We start from the raw sequence: 18225 nt of genomic DNA on the forward strand, positions 1-18225 counted from the left end.
CCAGCAGGAACCACCGGCACACCGGCTGAAAAAGCGGCGGCCGCAGCCCCCTGTCCCAGGGCTGCGGCCGCCGTGCTGGTGGTGGCTCAGGCCGCCACCGGCTCCCTGGACTCGGTCCCGGACGCCGCAGCGGGCTCGCTCGCCGTGCCCGGCCGGCTCTTGCGCATGCCCTTCAGCACGATGACCAGGCCGGCCGTGACCGCCGTACCGGCCGCGATGGCCAGCAGGTACAGGAACGGCTTGCCGATCAGGAAGGTGACCCAGACACCGCCGTGCGGCGCGCGCAGCGTGGAGCCGAAGGCCATGGTCAGCGCGCCGGTGACCGCGCCGCCCGCCATGGAGGCGGGGATCACCCGCAGCGGGTCGGCGGCGCCGAACGGGATCGCGCCCTCGGAGATGAAGGAGGCGCCGAGGACCCAGGCCGCCTTGCCGTTCTCGCGCTCGGTGGCGGTGAACAGGCTCTTGCGGACCGTGGTGGCCAGGGCCATGCCCAGCGGGGGCACCATGCCCGCGCCCATCACGGCGGCCATCACCGCCATCGCGGAGTCGCTCGGGTCCTGGACGGCGATACCGGCCGTGGCGAAGGCGTACGCGACCTTGTTGACCGGGCCGCCGAGGTCGAAGCACATCATCAGGCCGAGCAGCAGGCCGAGCAGTACGGCGTTGGTGCCGGAGAGGCCGCTCAGCCAGTCCGTCAGCGCCTTCTGGGCCTCGGCGATGGGCTTGCCGATCACCACGAACATCAGGAAGCCGACGGCCATCGACGAGAGCAGCGGTATCACGACCACCGGCATGATGCCGCGCAGCACGGGCGGGATCTTCACCCGCTGGATGCCGAGGACGACCGCACCGGCCAGCAGACCGGCGACCAGACCGCCGAGGAAGCCGGCGCCGATGGTGGAGGAGATCATGCCGCCGACGAAGCCGGGCACGAGTCCGGGACGGTCCGCCATGCCGTACGCGATGTATCCGGCGAGTACGGGGATCAGGAAGTTGAAGGCGACGTTGCCGATCTGGAACAGCAGCGCGGCCCAGGAGTCGAGCTGGGTCCAGACGAAGTGCTCGGTGACCGGCTCGGCCCCGTTGATGTCGTAGCCGCCGAGCGCGAAGCCGAGGGCGATGAGCAGACCGCCGGCCGCGACGAACGGGACCATGTAGCTGACACCGCTCATCAGCCACTTGCGCAGCTTGGTGCCGTAGCCCTCGCCGGGCTCCCCCGCGCGCTCGACGGGGGTGGAGCCGGGCCGGGCCGCGGCCGTGACCTCGCCGCGCGCGGCCTTGTCGCGGACCTCGGCGATCAGCTCGGCGGGCCGGTTGATGCCCGCCTTGACGCCGACATCCACGGTGGGCTTCCCGGCGAAGCGTTCCTTCTCCCGTACGGGGACGTCATGGGCGAAGATCACGCCGTCGGCGGCGGCGATGACGTCCGGGTCGAGCCGGGTGAAGCCTGCCGAGCCCTGTGTCTCGACGGCCATCTCGACGTCACCGGCGTCGCGGCCGGCGTTCTCCAGCGACTCGGCGGCCATGTAGGTGTGCGCGATGCCGGTGGGGCAGGAGGTGACGGCGACGATACGGAACGGCTGGGCGCTCTTTCCCTCGGTGACGCCTGCCCGCTCCGGCTCAGCGCTCTCCGCCTCGGGGGCGGTCGGCGCGGGGGCGGTCGGCGCGGGCGAGGCACTGCCCGCGGCGGCACCGGAGGAGGCCGTTCCGTCCGGTGCCGCCGCGGAGTCCGCGGGTTCCTCGGTGGCACCCTGCACGTCGCCGGACTGCACGTCCCCCCGGATGAGCGCGGCGGCGCGCTCCGCGTCGTCCACGGCCCGCAGTGCGGTGGTGAACTCGGCGTTCATCAGCTGGCGGGCGAGGGACGACAGGATCGTCAGATGGGCGTCGTCGGCGCCGGCCGGGGCGGCGATCAGGAAGATCAGGTCGGCGGGACCGTCGGGCGCGCCGAAGTCGATGCCGGCCGCGCTGCGCCCGAAGGCGAGGGTCGGCTCGGTGACGTGCGCGCTGCGGCAGTGCGGGATGCCGATACCGCCGTCCAGGCCGGTCGGCATCTGCGCCTCACGCGCGGCCACGTCGGCGAGGAAGCCCTCCAGGTCGGTCACCCGGCCCTTGGCGACCATCCGCTCGGCCAGGGCGCGCGCCGCCGCTTCCTTGGTGTCGGCGGACAGGTCGAGGTCGACCAGGTCCGCGGTGATCATCTCGCTCATCGCGGGCTCCTTCGCTCGCGTATCGCCCGGGGCCGGGGGACGTCGGGCCGGGCGGGGGTGGGGACAGAGGTGTAGCCGGGACAGACGGGGAAGTGGGGGCGGCGCAGGTGAACGGTCATGGCACGGGCTCCGACAGCACGCGGTCCATCGGGATCTCCGCCGTCACCGTCACCGCGGCCGGCTCCAGGTCGGCCGGAGCCGGCATCACGCTGCCGGGGAGCTGTACGGCGGCCGCGCCGTGCGCCACGGCGGAGGCGAGGGCCGCGGGGCCGTCGCCGCCCGCGATCAGGAAACCGGCGAGGGAGGCATCCCCGGCGCCGACATTGCTGCGTACGGCGGCGGTGGCCACGCGGGCGCTGCCGAACCAGGCGCCCGAGCCGTCGACGAGCACCTGCCCGTCCGCGCCCAGGCTGGCGAGCACGGCGCCCGCGCCCAGCGCACGCAGCTCCTCGGCGGCCTTGACCGCGTCGCCGACGGTGGCGAGGGGGCGGCCGACGGCCCCGGCGAGTTCCTCGGCGTTGGGCTTCACCACGTCCGGGCGTTCGCGGAGGGCGGCCAGGAGCGCGGGGCCGGAGGTGTCGAGCGCGATGCGGACGCCGGCCGCGTGGGCGCGGGCGACCAGGGCGGCGTACCAGGAGGGCGCGAGCCCGCGCGGCAGGCTGCCGCAGCAGGCGATCCAGGAGGCGTCGCGGGACCGGTCGCGCACCGTCTCCAGGAGGAGCTCCTCCTCGGCGGCGGACAGCTCCGGCCCCGGGGCGTTGATCTTCGTCAGGACGCCGTCGGCCTCGGCGAGGGCGATGTTGGAGCGGGTGGCTCCGGCGACCGGAACCGGGGCGACCTCGATGCCCTGCGCGTCGAGCAGATCGGCGACGAGCGCGCCCGGCGCACCGCCCAGCGGCAGTACGGCGACGGTGCGCTGCCCGGCGGCGGCGACCGCCCTCGACACGTTGACGCCCTTGCCTCCCGGGTCCACGCGTTCGCCGGTGGCACGGACGACCTCGCCGCGGTCCAGCGAGGGGACCTCGTAGGTGCGGTCGAGGGAGGGGTTGGGGGTGACGGTGAGGATCATGCGCGTACTACTTCCGTGCCGCCGCGCTCGATGGCGGCGGCGTCTTCGGGGCTCAGCCCGCTGTCGGTGATCAGCAGGTCCACGTCGCCGAGGCCGCCGAAGCGGGCGAAGTGCTCCTGGCCGTGCTTGGCGGAGTCGGCGAGCAGCACGACCCGGCGGGCTGCGGCGACCGCCGCGCGCTTCACGGCGGCCTCGGCGAGGTCGGGAGTGGTCAGCCCGTGCTCGGCGGAGAAGCCGTTGGCGGCCACGAACAGCACGTCGGCCCGGATCTCCCCGTACGCACGCAGGGCCCAGGCGTCCACGGCCGCGCGCGTACGGGTCCGGACGCGGCCGCCGACCAGGTGCAGCTGGACGCCGGGGTGGTCCGCGAGACGGGCCGCTGTGGGGAGGCTGTGCGTCACGACGGTGAGCGTGGCCTCCAGCGGGAGAGCCGCGGCGAGGCGGGCGACCGTGGTGCCGGCGTCGAGGATCACCGTGCCGTCGCTCGGCAGTTCGGCGAGCGCGGCCCGGGCGATACGGTCCTTCTCGTCGGCCGCGGTGCCCTCGCGCTCGGCGAGGTCGGGCTCGAAGTCCAGCCGGCCCGCCGGTATGGCGCCGCCGTGCACCCGGCGGACGAGGCCGGCGCGGTCCAGGGCCTTCAGATCCCGCCGAATGGTCTCCGCCGTGACCTGGAACTCCTCCGCCAGCGACACCACGTCCACCCGGCCGCCGTCACGCGCGAGCCGGAGGATCTCCTGCTGCCGCTCCGGTGCGTACATGTCCGTTCGCCTCCGACTGATGCCCGAACTTGTGGTTTCAGGCAGGAGGCTACGCCCGAGTTTCCGGAAAGTAAACAGGTTCGGGCACTTTCGGGCACTCGGCGGACACAACCGGGCATCGCAGGTCGGACGGCTCCGCGCGCTCCCCGGCAGTCTTTGCCTATGTGGCACAATTTGCCACCCGGGTCACCCCGGGGTTCAGGTACGGGGTGGCCCTCTCGTCGTGGCCGCCGAGCGCGCACGGGACGCGGGGACGGGACCCGGCAGGGGCCCAGCACATGCTGGTCCTCGTACCCGCTGCGACCGGCCCATGACAAAAGGGGAGGAGCCGAGCTCCGGCGCCAGGGGGGAGGCGCCGAAGCTCGGCTCAGGAGAGTCCCGGCGCCGGGGGGAGTGCGTCGGGACTTGGCTCTGACGGGACCTGATCGTCCTCAGGAGACCCGGACTCGCGGTCCCGGGCGCTGTGGCTGCTCCGGGCCTTTCGATGTCATGGGCTTGCAAGTCTTGTGCCCCGGGAACGCGGGGTTGAAGCGGTATCGCACGGCCGAATTCGATGGCCGGGCCAGTGGCGTGCGTCACCGCCCCGGACCCGTCGCCGTCGGCCCCCGATGGGCGTGACGCACAGGTCACGGCACGGTACTGCCGTCCAACGAGTGACGTTTCTGCACAGTCACGGTCACGCGTCCGCATCGTGTTCACGTGAGCGTGACGTGCAGAAGCCGCCACGGGTCCGTGCGCCCCGGCCGGGGCGCGCGACGGTCAGGCCGCCGCGTCGAACCCCGTGTCCCGCGCGAGCTTCTTCAGCTCCAGCAGGGCGTGCTTCTCTATCTGGCGGATGCGCTCGCGGGTGAGACCGTGCTCCTTGCCGACCTCCGTGAGCGTGCGCTCACGGCCGTCCTCGATGCCGTACCGCATCTTGATGATGGAGGCGGTGCGCTCGTCGAGCCGCCCGATCAGGTCGTCCAGCTCCTCGCTGCGCAGCAGCGTGAGCACCGACTGCTCGGGCGAGACCGCGGAGGTGTCCTCCAGCAGGTCGCCGAACTGGGTTTCGCCCTCGTCGTCCACCGACATGTTCAGCGAGACCGGGTCGCGCGCCCAGTCCAGCACGTCCGAGACGCGCTCCGGGGTGGAACCGAGCTCGGCGGCTATCTCGGCGGGCTCGGGGTCACGGCCGTGCTCGCGGTTGAACTCGCGCTGCACCCGGCGGACGCGGCCCAGCTCCTCGACCAGGTGCACGGGCAGCCGGATGGTCCGCGACTGGTCGGCGATGGAGCGGGTGATGGCCTGCCGGATCCACCACGTGGCGTACGTGGAGAACTTGAAGCCCTTGCGGTAGTCGAACTTCTCGACCGCGCGCACCAGGCCGGCGTTGCCCTCCTGGATCAGGTCGAGCAGCGGCAGGCCGCTGCGCGGGTAGCGCCGGGCCACGGCGACGACGAGACGGAGGTTGGACCGGATGAAGATGTCCTTCGCCCGCTCACTGTCGGCCACCAGGGCCTCGAGCTCCTCGCGGGTGGCATCCGCCTTGGCCTCCTCCTCGCCGTCGAGGATCTGCCGCGCGAACACACCCGCCTCGATGATCTGGGACAGCTCCACTTCCTTGGCGGCGTCGAGCAGCGGTGTCCGCGCTATCTCGTCGAGGTACATGCCGACCAGGTCGCGGTCGGCGATCTCACCGCTCGAGGCGCGAACGCTGTTGACCGCGTCGTCTCCGCCGGAGGCGGACTTACGACGAGCGGCGACGGCACGGGTTGCCATGCGTGCTCCCTTGCGTATCGGAGTCCTCACTGCTCACGGCTTGCCAGGTGCTTCACCGTGTGCCGAAAAGAGGGCTGGCGGATGGTCCTGAGGCGCTGGTGACACCCTCCCGGGTGCCCCGCATCCGAAGGAAACAACGACTGGAATCGGGACAGAATTCCCTACGCGGCCCCCCATTTCTGCGATCATGCAGTACCCTGTCCGCCGCCATCCGGTCCGGATGCCGTGGAAACGCACAGAGACGCAGGTCAGACGGGGATCGCGGACACTCTCCCGAGCCTCGACAGCCCCACGCCCCCCACTCGGATGAGACGCCCATCACACGCCGTACCACGGTTTTCACGCCGGGGAGTCGCCGCCCTTGCCGCTTCCCCGCGCTGCCCCCTCACCCAGACAGACGGCCGACGACGCCCGATGGTTGCCGACGGCGGAAACTCACAGTGACCGCACAGCACAGCGCCCCCACCGCACAGCGGGCGCACAGCACGGCGGCCACACCGCCCCATGACCACACCCCGCAGCGACCCCACCGCACAGCGGGCGCCCGGAAGCCGGGTCCCCGGCCGTCAGCCGAACTGCACCGACCGCTTGGCCAGCCCCATCCAGAAGCCGTCGATCACCGACTTCTGCGCATCCAGTCCACCGGCGGCGTCCGCCGCGCCCATGGTCACGAAGAGCGGGGCGAAGTGCTCGGTGCGCGGGTGGGCGAGCAGCCCGGCCGGGGACTTGCGGGTGAAGTCGAGGAGGGCGTCGACGTCGCCCGCCTCCAGCGCGCGGTGGCCCCAGTCGTCGAACTCCGCGGACCACGCGGGGACGCCGGCGTGCCGCAGGGCCGCCAGGTTGTGGGTGAAGAAACCCGAGCCGACGATCAGGACGCCCTCGTCACGCAGGGGCGCCAGCCGGCGGCCGATGCCCATGAGGCGCACCGGGTCCAGCGTCGGCATCGAGACCTGGAGCACGGGGATGTCGGCCTCGGGGTACATCTCGGCCAGCGGCACGTACGCACCGTGATCCAGGCCTCGGTCCGGGATGTCCTGCACCGGCATGCCCGGCGCGCGCAGCAGCTTGCGGACCGACTCGGCGAGTGCGGGTGCGCCGGGGGCGCCGTACCGGACCCGGTAGTAGTGCTCGGGGAAGCCCCAGAAGTCGTAGACGAGGGGGACGGTCTCGGTGGCGCCGAGGGCCAGCGGGGCCTCCTCCCAGTGCGCGGAGACGATGAGGACGGCCCTGGGGCGCGGCAGGTCCGCCGACCAGGCGGCCAGCTCACCCGGCCAGACCGGGTCGTCGGCGAGCGGCGGGGCGCCGTGGCTCAGGTAGATGGCGGGCATGCGCTCCACTGCGGGGCGCTCTTCGGTGAAGGCGGACATACGCCGGCTCCTTCCGCGAGGACACGGTGACGCGGTGACGCGGTGACGCGGTGACGCGAGGACACGGTGACGGTTGCGGGGACGGGGTTGCGGGACGGTTCCGGGTCTTCGTGCTCGACCCGGACGAGATTGCTTGAAGTCTCAAGCTGTACGTCCCACAGGTTAGCCCTCGTTTGTTTAAGCTTCAAAGAAGGCCCTCGTAAAGTGGAGTACATGAACACGGCACCCGCTGAAGAACCGCGCTGGCTCACCGACGAGGAACAACGCGTCTGGCGCGCGTACCTGCACGCCACGATCCTTCTCGAGGATCATCTCGACCGACAGCTCCAGCGTGACGCGGGCATGCCGCACATCTACTACGGACTGCTGGTGGCGCTGGCCGAGGCACCGGGCCGACAGCTGCGGATGACCGAGCTCGCCAAGCACGCCAAGATCACGAGGTCACGGCTCTCCCACGCCGTGGCGCGGCTGGAGAAGAACGGCTGGGTCCGCCGGGAGAACTGTCCCTCGGACAAGCGGGGCCAGTTCGCCGTACTGACGGACGAGGGGTACGAGGTGCTCGCGCGGACCGCGCCCGGCCATGTGGCCACCGTGCGTCAGGCGTTCTTCGACCGGCTCACCCCCGAACAGCAGAAGTCCCTCGGCGAGATCCTGCAGATCGTCGCCGAGGGACTGCAACCGAAGGGGGCGGACGCGGACCTGCCCTGGCTGCGCTGACGGCCGGAGCCGTCGGACAGCCGGGGGGCGGTGCACCGTCAGTACACGGTCAGTGCATCGCCACCGGCACCGTCAGCTCGTCCTGCGCACCCTCGCCCGCACCCGCGCCGCCGGAGCCCGCGCCGGAGCCGGTGGCCGGTCCCGGGCGCCCGGCGTTGACGAAGGTCAGCGCGATGAGCCCGGCCGCCACCAGGATGCCGACCGCGAACCAGATGGCGCTGGTGTAGCCGTGCACCAGGCCCTCCAGCTGGACCAGCTGCTGCTGCGGCCGGGTGGCGGCCGAGCCGATGTGGCCGGTGATGTACGACGTGGTGGCCGAGGCGGCGATGGTGTTCAGCAGGGCCGTGCCGATCGCGCCACCCACCTGCTGCGAGGTGTTGACCATCGCGGAGGCGACACCGGCGTCCCGCGGCTCGACGCCCTGGGTGGCCAGCGACATGGCCGGCATGAACGCCGTACCCATGCCGAGGCCGAGCAGCAGCATGCCCGGGAGCAGCAGGGCCGCGTAGGAGGAGTCGACCTCCAGCTGGGTCAGGAAGCCCATACCGACGGCGGCGACCAGGAAGCCGGGGCCCATCAGCAGCCGGGCCGGGACCCGCATCATCAGCCGGGCGCCGATCTGGGTGGAGCCGGTGATCATGCCCGCGACCATGGGCAGGAACGCGAAGCCGCTCTTGACCGGCGAGTAGCCCTTGACGACCTGGAGGTAGTAGGTCAGGAAGAGGAACAGGCCGAACATGCCAATGACGGCCAGGCCGAGCGAGAGGTAGACACCGCCGCGGTTGCGGTCGGTGATCACGCGCAGCGGCAGCAGCGGCGACTTGAGCTTGGACTCCACGAGCACGAAGGCCGCCAGCAGCACCACCGAGGCGACGAACATGCCGATCGTCACGGCGTCGCTCCAGCCGTCGGACTCGGCGCGGGTGAAGCCGTAGACGAGCGCGACCAGACCGAGGGTGGACAGGATCACGCCGGGGATGTCGAGCGGGGAGCGGTTGCGGCCGCCCTCCGGCTCACGGACCACGAGCCAGGCACCGATCGCGGCGACCACGGCGAACGGCACGTTCACGTAGAACGTCCAGCGCCAGTCCAGGTACTCGGTGAGGAACCCGCCGAGCAGCAGGCCGACGGCGCTGCCGCCACCGGCGATGGCGCCGTAGATGCCGAACGCCTTGGCGCGCTCCTTGGCGTCCGTGAACATCACGGCGAGCAGGGACAGCGCGGCGGGCGCGAGCAGCGCGCCGAACACGCCCTGCAGGGCGCGGGCGCCGAACATCATCGCCTGTCCGGTGGCCGCGCCGCCCAGCGCGGAGGCCACGGCGAAGCCGGCCAGGCCGACGACGAAGGCGCGCTTGCGGCCCCACAGGTCGGCTATGCGGCCGCCGAACAGCAGCAGACCGCCGAAGGCGAGGGCGTAGGCCGTGACGACCCACTGCCGGTTGCCGTCGGAGATGCCCAGGTCCTGCTGGGCGGAGGGCAGCGCGATGTTCACGATGGTGGCGTCGAGGACGACCATCAGCTGGGCGAGCGCGATGAAGACGAGCGCCTTCCAGCGATTGGCGTCCGGCGCGGCGCCGGCGCCGGTGCCAGGAGCCTTTGCGGCTGACTGAGACATGGGTGTACCCACTTCGGGACTTCGGAGCTACGGGGAACGTCGGAGCTTCGGGATGGAATAAGACGGAATAGACGGAGCAGACGGAGCAGACGGAGCAGACGGAGCAGGACGAAGAAGAACGTGGCGGACGTAAGTGTCTAAACGAACGTTCGTAAGCAAACGTAAAGTAACTGCCCGCCCATGACGTCCCGTCGGTTACGGGCCGTCAGTGAGGGGCGGTGGGGCGGTGAAACGGCGAGTGGCGAATCGGGTGGGGCCGACGAACTCACTAAGCGGCTGAGCGGTCAGTGGTCGGTGGTCAGGCCTGACGCAGATCCTCCATGGTCGTGGCCGCACCGGGCAGGTCCGAGCGGGCCGGAGCCCGCAACCCGTCCAGGAACAGCTGCAGATGACGATGCGCGAACCGGTCGACGTGCAGGCACGCGGTACCGGCCGGGGGCCGGCTGAGCTGGGCGACCGCGACCATCAGGTCGCCCACGCCCACGTCCGGGCGGAGCTGCCCGGCCGCCCGGGCGCGCTCCATGAGCACCTCGATGAGGTGCTCGACCCGCTCGCGCGCGGCCTGCAGATCCGGGTGGTGCCGGTCGAAGGCGCTGGAGACCATCGGGCAGAGCGCGTTGATCCGTTCGTCGGCGGCGGTGTGCACGAAGCGGGAGAGCGCCTCGAAGGCGTCGCCCGTCTCGGTGAGCGCCCGCTCGGCCGCCTCGGCCGTACGGTCGATGACGGAGCAGACGACCTCCCCGACGAGCGCGTCGCGCTCCGGGAAGTGGCGGTACACCGTGGCATTGCCGACGCCGGCCCGGCGGGCGATCTCGTCCAGCGGCACCTCGGGGCCGAACTCGACGAACATCTCCCGGGCGGCTGCGACGATCCGCTCCCGGTTACGCAGGGCGTCGGCGCGTGGCCGGGGCGCCTTGCGCACTGTGGAGCTGACGGTCTGCACGGCGCACTCCTCGCTACTTCTCGAACTTCTCGAACTTCTGGACGGCTTCTCTCGAGTCTCTCCGCTTTCGGACCCCGCTGGCTACGGGTTTATCCGGTTCCTCCGGCTACGAGCCTCTTTGATCTTCCTCGCGGATCCGGGGAGTGATTCCCCGCTTCACTCGGACACCTGACTAAACGGGGAGGCAGTCCCCGGTTATTTCGCCCAGCCGACTCTTTCTCCTGTGACCTGCGTCATACCGGCCGCGTCGTGCCGGCCGCGTCATACCGGCCGCGTCATACCGGTACGGGCCGGTAACCCACGATCGGGCCGCTCCAGCGCGCGACCGCCCCGCACCCGCCCCAGGGTGATCGGAAAGGGTGCAGCCGGAAGACCGGCGGCTGCCGTGGAGCGAGGGGCCCGTGCATGCAGGCAGTGAGCCGGATACGCCCCGCCCGACGGGACACCCGCCGTCGGATACGACAGCGCCGTGCGGCCGCGTTCGCCTCGGTGACCGTCCTCACGCTCGCGGTCAGCACCTCCGCCGGCACCGGGCACCTGAGGGCGGACCCGACCACGGCGGCCGGCTCCACGGCACCCGGACACCCGACTCCCCTGGCGCCCTGCATGATCAGCGGACCGTCCGACGTCCAGATGACGGAGGGCATCCCTACCCCGCCCGGCTACTCCCGCTCCACGGGCACCGTCCGCGCCCTCAACCTGATGATCGACTTCTCCGACGCCCCGGGCGAGGGCACCGCTCTCGACCGTCTCGCGGAGTTCGCCCCGCAGACCCGCCAGTGGTTCGCCACCAGCTCGTACGGCAGGCTCGACTACCGCCCCGAGGCCCCCATCGACCACTGGCTGCGCATGCCGAAGCCGTTCAGCGCGTACGGCATGGAGCGCGGCGCCCCCTTCGAGCCCGGCTACCGGGAACTGGTCGAGGACCTCGTGGCCAGGGCGGACCCGAAGGTGGACTTCCGCGCGTACGACCTGGTGAACGTGCTGGTCACCCCGAACGCGGGCCCGTCCGCGCTGGACACCGTCCTGTCGGTGACCTTCGCGGGCAACCGTGAGGCGCCGGTCGCCGACGGGGTGCCGGTCGCCAACGCGTCCTTCGTCTACAGCCGTCAGGACGACGGCTCCGGCGCGTACGGGGAGACGGGCTACCGGGTGCTCCCCCACGAGAACGGCCATGCCTTCGGACTGCCCGACCTCTACACCCACGAGGGCGGGGGCGCCGTCGGGCACTGGGACATCATGAGCGAGGACTGGGGCGCCGACAACGACCTCCTCGGCTGGCACAAGTGGAAGCTGGGCTGGCTGGACGAGACCCAGGTGAGCTGCGCGGCCGCCGCGGGCACCGGCGAGTACACGCTCACCCCGCTGCCGCGGCCGGGCGGCGCCAAGCTCGTCGTCGTCCCGCTGGACTCCCGTACGGCGTACGCGGTCGAGCTGCGCACGCAGGGCGGCAACGACGTGGCGGTCTGCCGTCCGGGCGTCCTCGTCTACAAGGTCGACGCGACCGTGGACACGGGCGGCGGCCCGGTCCGGGTGTACGACTCGCGGCGCGACAGCGGTGGCTGCGTCCGCAGCCCCAACGTCCACGCGGAACTGTCGGACGCGGCGTTCGTGCCCGGGGAGACCTTCAAGGACCCGCGCGCGGGGATCGTCATCACCGTCGCGGGCACCGATCCGGCCGGTAACCACCGGGTACGCGTGACCCGGCGGTGAGGGGGCCGGGACGGGGCCGGGATTACGGTGACCCCATGGTCCCGAACGTCACCTCGGCTCCCGGCACCGCCGTGCCCGGTCCCGCCGGCCACGGCGCCGCCGTGCCCGCCGAAGCCGTCACCCCCCTCATGCGCGGCATCAGCGTGCTGCGGCTGCTCACCGAGGCCGACGGCGCGGCCGCGATCAGTGAGCTGGAACGGGCCAGCGGACTCGCCCGCTCGACCGTGGACCGGATCACCGCGACGCTCGCCCGCATGGGATACCTCCGGCTCGACGGCCGGGACGCCGTGCTCGCGCCCCGTCTGACGGAGCTCGGCAACGCCTACCTCGCCGCCCTGCGCCTGCCGAGGCTGCTGGACGCGCACGCGGACGCGCTCGCCGACGAGCTGGACGAGTCGGTGTCGCTCGCGGTCGCCGACCGGGACGGCATCCGCTTCATCCACCAGGCGACCCGGCGCCGCGCGATGTCGCTCAGCTTCCGCATCGGCGACCTGCTGCCCGCCGAACGCACCGCGCCCGGACCGCTGTTCGCGACGGAGTGGGACGGGACGGACTGGGCGCGCTGGCGCGAGCGGCGGGCGGCGGACCCGGAGGACCGCGGCTTCCCGGCGATACCGCCGCGTACCGCGCGGCACTCCGCGGCGGACGGCGCCGACGGTTTCGAGGACCGGGTACGGGCAGCCTGCGAGCACGGCTGGGCACTGGACGACCAGCTGATCGAGCCGGGCCTGGTGGCCGTGTCGATGCCCGTACGGGAGGCGGACGGCCGGATCGCCTGTGTCGTGAACGTGGTGAGCCACACCAGCCGGCACAGCGCCGACGATCTGCGCCGCACCCTGCTGCCCCGGCTGCGCACGGCGGTCGCGACGATGGAGCGGGAGGTGCGCGCGGCGGCCGCGACGGGGGAGCGGGAGATGCGCGCGGCGGCGCCCGCCGGACTGGCGACCTGGACGGGGGCCACCAAACAGGAGCTGGGCCGGGAGTTCGTCGAGTCGCTGGCGCGCGGCCTGACGGTGATCACCGCGTTCGGCGAGGGCCGCGCCGCGCTGACCCTCACCCGGGTGGCCGAGGCGACGGGCCTGGCCCGGGCGACGGCGCGCCGCGCGCTGATCACGCTGGAGCATCTGGGCCACGTCACCGCGCACGGCCGGACCTTCCGGCTCACGCCGCGTGTCCTGGAACTCGGCTTCCCGTCCCTGTCCCGGACGACACTGGCCGACATCGCGGCCCCGCACCTGAAGGCGCTCTCCGGGCTGCTGCACGAGTCGGCGTCCCTGGCTGTGCTGGCCGGCGACGACATCCAGTACACGGCCCGGGCCGCGGCCACCCGCATCATGAGCGTCAACCTCACGGTCGGGACCCGTCTGCCCGCGTACGCCACGGCGCTCGGCCGGGTGATGCTGGCGGACCTCGCGGACCCGCCGCTGCCCGGGCGCGGGACCGAGCCGCTGACGCCGCGCACCGTCACGGACCCCGGGGAGCTGAGGGCCGTCCTGGACCGCGTACGGCACGAGGGGTACGCGGTGGTCGACGGGGAGCTGGAGGAAGGGCTGCTCTCGATCGCGGTGCCGGTGCGGGAGTACGGGGGCCGCGCGGTGGCGGCGGTCAACGTCGCCCAGCACAGCAGCCGCCGTACACCCGGGGAATGCGTGCGGGAGGTCCTGCCGGAGCTGCGGGCCACGGCCGACCGCATCGAGGCGGACCTGCATGTGGCGGGGAGGTTCCGGAGGGTGCCGAGCAGCTGAGGAGCCGCCGTGCGCCGACGAGCGCCGACGAGCGCCGACGAGCGCCGACGAGCGCCGACGAGCGCCGAGAAGGACAACGAACCCCGCGTCCCCTTCCCTCCTCTCCTCTCTCATCCCACCTTGGGCGCCGCCCGCATCCCGATGTACACGCATCCGGTGCCGTCGGCGAGCGTGGAGAACACCACCGGCATCCAGTCCGCGCTGTACGCCCCGGAGCCCGGACCGGCGAACACGTTCGGCGCGACGGGCACGAGGTCCATCTCCAGCGGCGGCGAGAAGTCCTTCATCCCGTCGACGAACTCGTACACCAGATGCCCCTTGCCGCCCTGCTCGCTGACGGTGATGAGCACCCCTTCCCGCTTGTACGTGCCGGTCAGCGGGGTGATGTCCACGGCCGGCGGCTGCGCGGGAGGCCCGAACGGCTCCGGCATCCGCACCCCGGCGAGCTCCCGCAGCAACTCGCCGAACAGCTCCTCGTACAGCCGCCGCGCGTCCCCGCCATTGGTGAGCAGCACGAGCACGACGCCCGCTTCCGGCACCACGCGCAGGAAGGCGTACTGCCCGATCGAGGCCCCGTCATGCCCGAAACCGGACGTGCCCTCCCAGTCGTACAGGGTCCATCCGAGCCCCCACCCGTCCGCGCTGACCGTCCACTTGTCGGGCACATCGACCTCGCGCCGCTGCATCGCGCGCACGCTGTCCTCGGCGAGCAGCCGTGTGCCGTCCTCGGCGAGCCCCCCGTCGAGATGCATCCGGGCGAGCCGTACGACGTCCCCGGCGGTCGCGAGCACCCGCCCGTACGGACCGGCCGACCGCGGCATCGGATCCCATGCCGGTGCGGGGTCGGGGTCCTGCCCCAGCTCCCCGAGGTGCCCCATCGCCGCGCGGTGCGAGAGCGCCTCCTCGGGCAGGGTCATGGTCCCGGCCAGACCGAGCGGCGTGATCAGCCGCTTCTTGAGGGCCTCGTCCCAGGTGAGCCCGGTGAGCACCTCCACGATGCGGCCGAGCACGTTGTACCCGAGGCTGCTGTACGACACCGCCGTACCGGTGGGGCAGTCGAGCCCCACGTCCTTGGCGGCCTCGACGTAGCGGGCCAGGCAGTCGTCACCGCGCCCGGAGTCATAGGTGAAGTCGCAGGTGAGCCCGCTGGTGTGGGAGAGCAGCTGGCGGGTGGTGATGGTCTCGGTGGCCCCGGCGTCGGCGACGGCGAAGTCCGGCAGCACTTCCTTGACGGGCGCGTCGAGGTCGAGCCGCCCCTCGTCGACGAGCTGCATGACCAAGGTGGCCGTGTAGATCTTGGCAAGGGACCCCAGCTGGAAGACGGAGTCCGTCGTCGTGTCCACCCCGGTGCCGCGATGCAGCACTCCGCTCGCCACCTCGTGCACCTGACCGCGGGCGAGCACCGCCAGCGTGGCGCCCGGCACATGGTGGGACTCCCGCAGCCGGTCGAGCCGCGCCTGCCAGTGATCGAGGTAGAACTCCCGTCCACCGGAGTCCCTGGCCCCCCAGTTCCCCCTGGCATCCCAGTTCCCCTGGGCGTCCCAGCTGACGCTCTCCATGCCCTTGGCCTTCCGCGGCATCGACATGACCCCTCCAGCAGTGATGCGTACGACGTGCTCGACTTGCGAACACTGTACGCAAGTCGACGCACCGTACGCAACGACGACTCTCGGCCATCGGCCACCAGCCCGACCGGCCACAGGCCGGAGCACCGCCCCGCACCCCGCGAACCGCCCCACTACAGGACCAACCAGGCGCACGCCGACCCAGAACGCGCACGCCGTACGCACGTTCCATTCGCTGTACGCATCTGCGTATGCCGTGCACTAGGCTTGCCGAAGCCCACCAGGAACTGGTCGACCCCAGCGATCGGACAGGCGAACGCACACGCGCAGCTGCGCCGGCCAGAGCGACACGCCGACCGAGCACGTTGGGCACGCCGGGCACGCCGAGCCCGCCGACGCGGCAGGCGGTACAGGAGGAAGCCCATGCCATCCCGAACCCCTTCCACTCCGACGCCGTCCTCCCCGGAGCAGATGAATCCTTCGGTGTGGACGCGCCCGCGCGGCGGCCGGGAGCAGCCCGCGCTGAGCCGCGACCAGATCGTCGCCGAGGCGCTGCGCCTGCTGGACTCCGAGGGCATCGACGCGCTGAGCATGCGCAAGCTGGGCAACCGTCTCGGCGCGGGCGCCACCTCCCTCTACCGCCACGTGGCGAACAAGGACGAACTGATCGAGCTCGCCGTGGACGAGATCTACGGCGAGATCGAGGTACCGGACACCGCGGACCCGGCCCGCTGGCGCGAGGACGCCGCACGCTGCGCCCACAGCCTGCGCGCCACGATGCTCCGCCACCCCTGGATCGCCTCCGTCCTCGGCCAGATGGGCCTCTCCTACCTGGGCCCCAACTACATGCGCATCTCGGAGGCGATGCTCAGCGTCTTCACGACGGCGGGCTTCCCACCGGAGGAGGCGGACCAGGCGATGGCGACGGTCATCGCGTACGTCACGGGCATGGCCACCAGCGAGGCGGCCTGGCTGACGGTCCTGGCCCGCAGCGGCCAGAACGAAGAGGAATGGATCGAACGCCTCTACCCCGCCGCCGAACAGGCCGCCCAGGCCTACCCCCACCTCCGCGAGGGCCTGGCCGGACAACGCGGCAAGAACCCCCGCACAGCCCGCGAGGAAGGCTTCCAGTACGGCCTGGACCGCGTCCTCGACGGCTTGGCGACCCGCGTGAACTGACGCCCCGCACGGCACCCCATCACCGGGTCCGACAGAGGGCTGCCCCTACCGCGCCCCCTGCCGCGCCCCGGAACGGCACCCGGCACGGCAACCCAGTACCGGGGAGCCGACCCCGGACACGATCCGCTAGGCAGTCCCCGGTCGGCTTCCACCCGCCACGCCCCTCGGGGGTAGCGCCGCGTGTCTGGCGGAACAGCGCTCTCGCCTCTGCGCTGGAGGCGTCCTGTGGACGAGCCGAGCCGGCCGGGCCGAGCTTGTCTCAGCGCTTTCCGTCGGCTGCTTGCGTCCTGCGCCGACGCGTGGACGGCACCAGCTGGGCGGCCGTGGCCGTGGCCGGCCATGCCCCGCGGTCCAATAGGTCGAGGACGAGTGCGGCAATGTTCCACGCGTCGTCCTCGCCGCGGTGATGGCGTCCCTCGAGCGGCAGCCCTGCGATGCGTAGGGCTTGGTCCATACCGGGTCTTCTGCGCAGCCCGTAGGCCGCAGCAAATACGGCCTTCGCGTTGGTATGAGTGCCCTCCGCTGGAGAGCCGAATGGGTAAGCCACCCCGTCGGCCTGACTCTGCCGAGCGAATTGCCGACGGTCGTACTCACCCCAGCTCGCCCAGGGACGCTCCCCCGCCCCGTACTCCTCGACGAGGATTCGGCAAGCCTCGGCGAAGGGGACACCTCTTTCGACCTCGGCCTGCGTCAGGCCGGTCAGCTGGGTGCAGAAGTCGCTCACCGCGGACCGGGCGGGGCGGACCAGGACACGGTGGCGGGACACACGACGCCGTGCCGGCACGTCCACGACGGTGAGACCTATCTCGATGATCTCGTTCACAGAGCCGGGCGGCGGCTGCCCGTCCCAGCAGGTGGCTTCCACATCGATGACGTTCAGCAGAGCGGATTCGTGGCGCATGGGGCCGAGGGTAGGCAGGCGTGCCCGGATCCGGCACCGCACATCCTGTTTCCCGTCGGCAACGCACAGCAACTCGCCCTCTACGGCAGCACCTTGACTGCAGTGACCCGGCGATGCGAACCACTGGGCGGGTGACGGTGCAGCCCGCGTCCCGGCAGTCGGCGGCAAAGCTCAGTCAGGCGCGCCGCTTCGCGCCTGTCCCGGGCAGGAGCTCCGCGATCAGCCCCTCCACCAGGGTCTTGATCTCATCGCGGATCGGACGGACCGCTTCGACACCCTGGCCTGCCGGGTCGTCCAGCTCCCAGTCCAGGTAGCGCTTGCCGGGGAAGACGGGGCAGGCGTCGCCGCAGCCCATGGTGATGCAGACGTCGGACGCCTGGACCGCGTCGACGGTCAGGACCTTCGGCTTCCGCTCGGACATGTCGATGCCGACCTCACGCATGGCCTCGACAGCGGCGGGGTTGACCTGGCCGGCGGGAGCGGAACCCGCGGAGCGGACCTCGATGCGGCCTTCGGCCAGGTGGGACAGCCACGCGGCGGCCATCTGGGAGCGGCCGGCGTTGTGGACGCAGACGAACAGGACGGACGGCTTCGTGCCGCCGGTGCCGGGGGTCTCGGGCATGAGGAGCTCTTTCGTCTCACGGCGGCACAGCCACCACGACATCAGCACCCGCTGATATCAGCC

General features: G+C 71.9%; 14 protein-coding genes. 4 read left to right on the forward strand and 10 right to left on the reverse strand.

The window, feature by feature from the left end; translation table 11 throughout:
- Positions 1–86 precede the first annotated feature (86 nt).
- The 5 genes from IE242_RS05275 to IE242_RS05295 form a co-directional block, all read right to left on the reverse strand.
- The gene (locus IE242_RS05275; protein WP_189855678.1) at positions 87–2210 is read right to left on the reverse strand and encodes a PTS fructose transporter subunit IIABC; all 2124 of its coding nucleotides are present in this window, start codon (positions 2208–2210) and stop codon (positions 87–89) included.
- Between the two features lie 115 nt (positions 2211–2325).
- The gene (gene pfkB, locus IE242_RS05280) at positions 2326–3279 is read right to left on the reverse strand and encodes a 1-phosphofructokinase (RefSeq protein WP_189855680.1); all 954 of its coding nucleotides are present in this window, start codon (positions 3277–3279) and stop codon (positions 2326–2328) included.
- Entirely contained in the window at positions 3276–4037 is a 762-nt protein-coding gene (locus IE242_RS05285) for a DeoR/GlpR family DNA-binding transcription regulator (RefSeq protein ID WP_030579814.1), read from the reverse strand. Before IE242_RS05285 ends, pfkB begins: the two co-directional genes overlap by 4 nt.
- Before the next feature lie 759 nt (positions 4038–4796).
- Complete coding sequence (locus tag IE242_RS05290) at positions 4797–5795, reverse strand: sigma-70 family RNA polymerase sigma factor (RefSeq protein WP_189855682.1); 999 nt, start codon at positions 5793–5795, stop codon at positions 4797–4799.
- A 566-nt stretch (positions 5796–6361) separates the two neighbouring features.
- A complete protein-coding gene (locus tag IE242_RS05295) occupies positions 6362–7123 on the reverse strand; it encodes a dioxygenase family protein (protein WP_189856428.1) in 762 nt (253 codons plus the stop codon).
- Between the two features lie 252 nt (positions 7124–7375).
- On the opposite strand from IE242_RS05295, the gene IE242_RS05300 reads away from it, so the two are divergent.
- Positions 7376–7879 (forward strand): MarR family winged helix-turn-helix transcriptional regulator, encoded by a 504-nt coding sequence (locus IE242_RS05300; RefSeq protein WP_189855684.1) that lies wholly within the window; start codon positions 7376–7378, stop codon positions 7877–7879.
- Positions 7880–7928: 49 nt separating this feature from the next.
- Here the strand turns inward: IE242_RS05300 and IE242_RS05305 are convergent, their stop codons facing one another.
- Positions 7929–9494 (reverse strand): MFS transporter, encoded by a 1566-nt coding sequence (locus IE242_RS05305; RefSeq protein ID WP_189855686.1) that lies wholly within the window; start codon positions 9492–9494, stop codon positions 7929–7931.
- Positions 9495–9792: 298 nt separating this feature from the next.
- The gene (locus IE242_RS05310; RefSeq protein ID WP_189855688.1) at positions 9793–10437 is read right to left on the reverse strand and encodes a TetR/AcrR family transcriptional regulator; all 645 of its coding nucleotides are present in this window, start codon (positions 10435–10437) and stop codon (positions 9793–9795) included.
- Between the two features lie 405 nt (positions 10438–10842).
- On the opposite strand from IE242_RS05310, the gene IE242_RS05315 reads away from it, so the two are divergent.
- Both IE242_RS05315 and IE242_RS05320 read left to right on the forward strand, forming a co-directional pair.
- A complete protein-coding gene (locus IE242_RS05315; protein ID WP_189855690.1) occupies positions 10843–12150 on the forward strand; it encodes a M6 family metalloprotease domain-containing protein in 1308 nt (435 codons plus the stop codon).
- A gap of 35 nt (positions 12151–12185) precedes the next feature.
- Positions 12186–13895, forward strand: a complete 1710-nt coding sequence (locus tag IE242_RS05320) for an IclR family transcriptional regulator domain-containing protein (RefSeq protein ID WP_189855692.1) — start codon at positions 12186–12188, stop codon at positions 13893–13895.
- A 110-nt stretch (positions 13896–14005) separates the two neighbouring features.
- Here the strand turns inward: IE242_RS05320 and IE242_RS05325 are convergent, their stop codons facing one another.
- Complete coding sequence (locus IE242_RS05325) at positions 14006–15481, reverse strand: serine hydrolase domain-containing protein (protein ID WP_229858183.1); 1476 nt, start codon at positions 15479–15481, stop codon at positions 14006–14008.
- Between the two features lie 402 nt (positions 15482–15883).
- Between IE242_RS05325 and IE242_RS05330 the strand changes: the two genes are divergently transcribed.
- A complete protein-coding gene (locus tag IE242_RS05330) occupies positions 15884–16639 on the forward strand; it encodes a TetR/AcrR family transcriptional regulator (RefSeq protein ID WP_189855694.1) in 756 nt (251 codons plus the stop codon).
- Between the two features lie 259 nt (positions 16640–16898).
- Here the strand turns inward: IE242_RS05330 and IE242_RS05335 are convergent, their stop codons facing one another.
- Both IE242_RS05335 and IE242_RS05340 read right to left on the reverse strand, forming a co-directional pair.
- Complete coding sequence (locus IE242_RS05335) at positions 16899–17540, reverse strand: 3'-5' exonuclease (protein WP_189855696.1); 642 nt, start codon at positions 17538–17540, stop codon at positions 16899–16901.
- Between the two features lie 175 nt (positions 17541–17715).
- Complete coding sequence (locus IE242_RS05340; protein ID WP_189855698.1) at positions 17716–18162, reverse strand: arsenate reductase ArsC; 447 nt, start codon at positions 18160–18162, stop codon at positions 17716–17718.
- Between the last annotated feature and the right edge of the window lie 63 nt (positions 18163–18225).

It is taken from the genome of Streptomyces poonensis, from assembly GCF_014650915.1.
GTDB lineage: Bacteria > Actinomycetota > Actinomycetes > Streptomycetales > Streptomycetaceae > Streptomyces > Streptomyces poonensis.

Bases quoted from the DNA above. Each gene is read 5' to 3' on its own strand.
- IE242_RS05275 (WP_189855678.1), bottom strand. From the start codon at position 2,210: ATGAGCGAGATGATCACCGCGGACCTGGTCGACCTCGACCTGTCCGCC.
- pfkB (WP_189855680.1), bottom strand. From the start codon at position 3,279: ATGATCCTCACCGTCACCCCCAACCCCTCCCTCGACCGCACCTACGAG.
- IE242_RS05285 (WP_030579814.1), bottom strand. From the start codon at position 4,037: ATGTACGCACCGGAGCGGCAGCAGGAGATCCTCCGGCTCGCGCGTGAC.
- IE242_RS05290 (WP_189855682.1), bottom strand. From the start codon at position 5,795: ATGGCAACCCGTGCCGTCGCCGCTCGTCGTAAGTCCGCCTCCGGCGGA.
- IE242_RS05295 (WP_189856428.1), bottom strand. From the start codon at position 7,123: ATGCCCGCCATCTACCTGAGCCACGGCGCCCCGCCGCTCGCCGACGAC.
- IE242_RS05300 (WP_189855684.1), top strand. From the start codon at position 7,376: ATGAACACGGCACCCGCTGAAGAACCGCGCTGGCTCACCGACGAGGAA.
- IE242_RS05305 (WP_189855686.1), bottom strand. From the start codon at position 9,494: ATGTCTCAGTCAGCCGCAAAGGCTCCTGGCACCGGCGCCGGCGCCGCG.
- IE242_RS05315 (WP_189855690.1), top strand. From the start codon at position 10,843: ATGCAGGCAGTGAGCCGGATACGCCCCGCCCGACGGGACACCCGCCGT.
- IE242_RS05320 (WP_189855692.1), top strand. From the start codon at position 12,186: ATGGTCCCGAACGTCACCTCGGCTCCCGGCACCGCCGTGCCCGGTCCC.
- IE242_RS05325 (WP_229858183.1), bottom strand. From the start codon at position 15,481: ATGTCGATGCCGCGGAAGGCCAAGGGCATGGAGAGCGTCAGCTGGGAC.
- IE242_RS05330 (WP_189855694.1), top strand. From the start codon at position 15,884: ATGCCATCCCGAACCCCTTCCACTCCGACGCCGTCCTCCCCGGAGCAG.
- IE242_RS05335 (WP_189855696.1), bottom strand. From the start codon at position 17,540: ATGCGCCACGAATCCGCTCTGCTGAACGTCATCGATGTGGAAGCCACC.
- IE242_RS05340 (WP_189855698.1), bottom strand. From the start codon at position 18,162: ATGCCCGAGACCCCCGGCACCGGCGGCACGAAGCCGTCCGTCCTGTTC.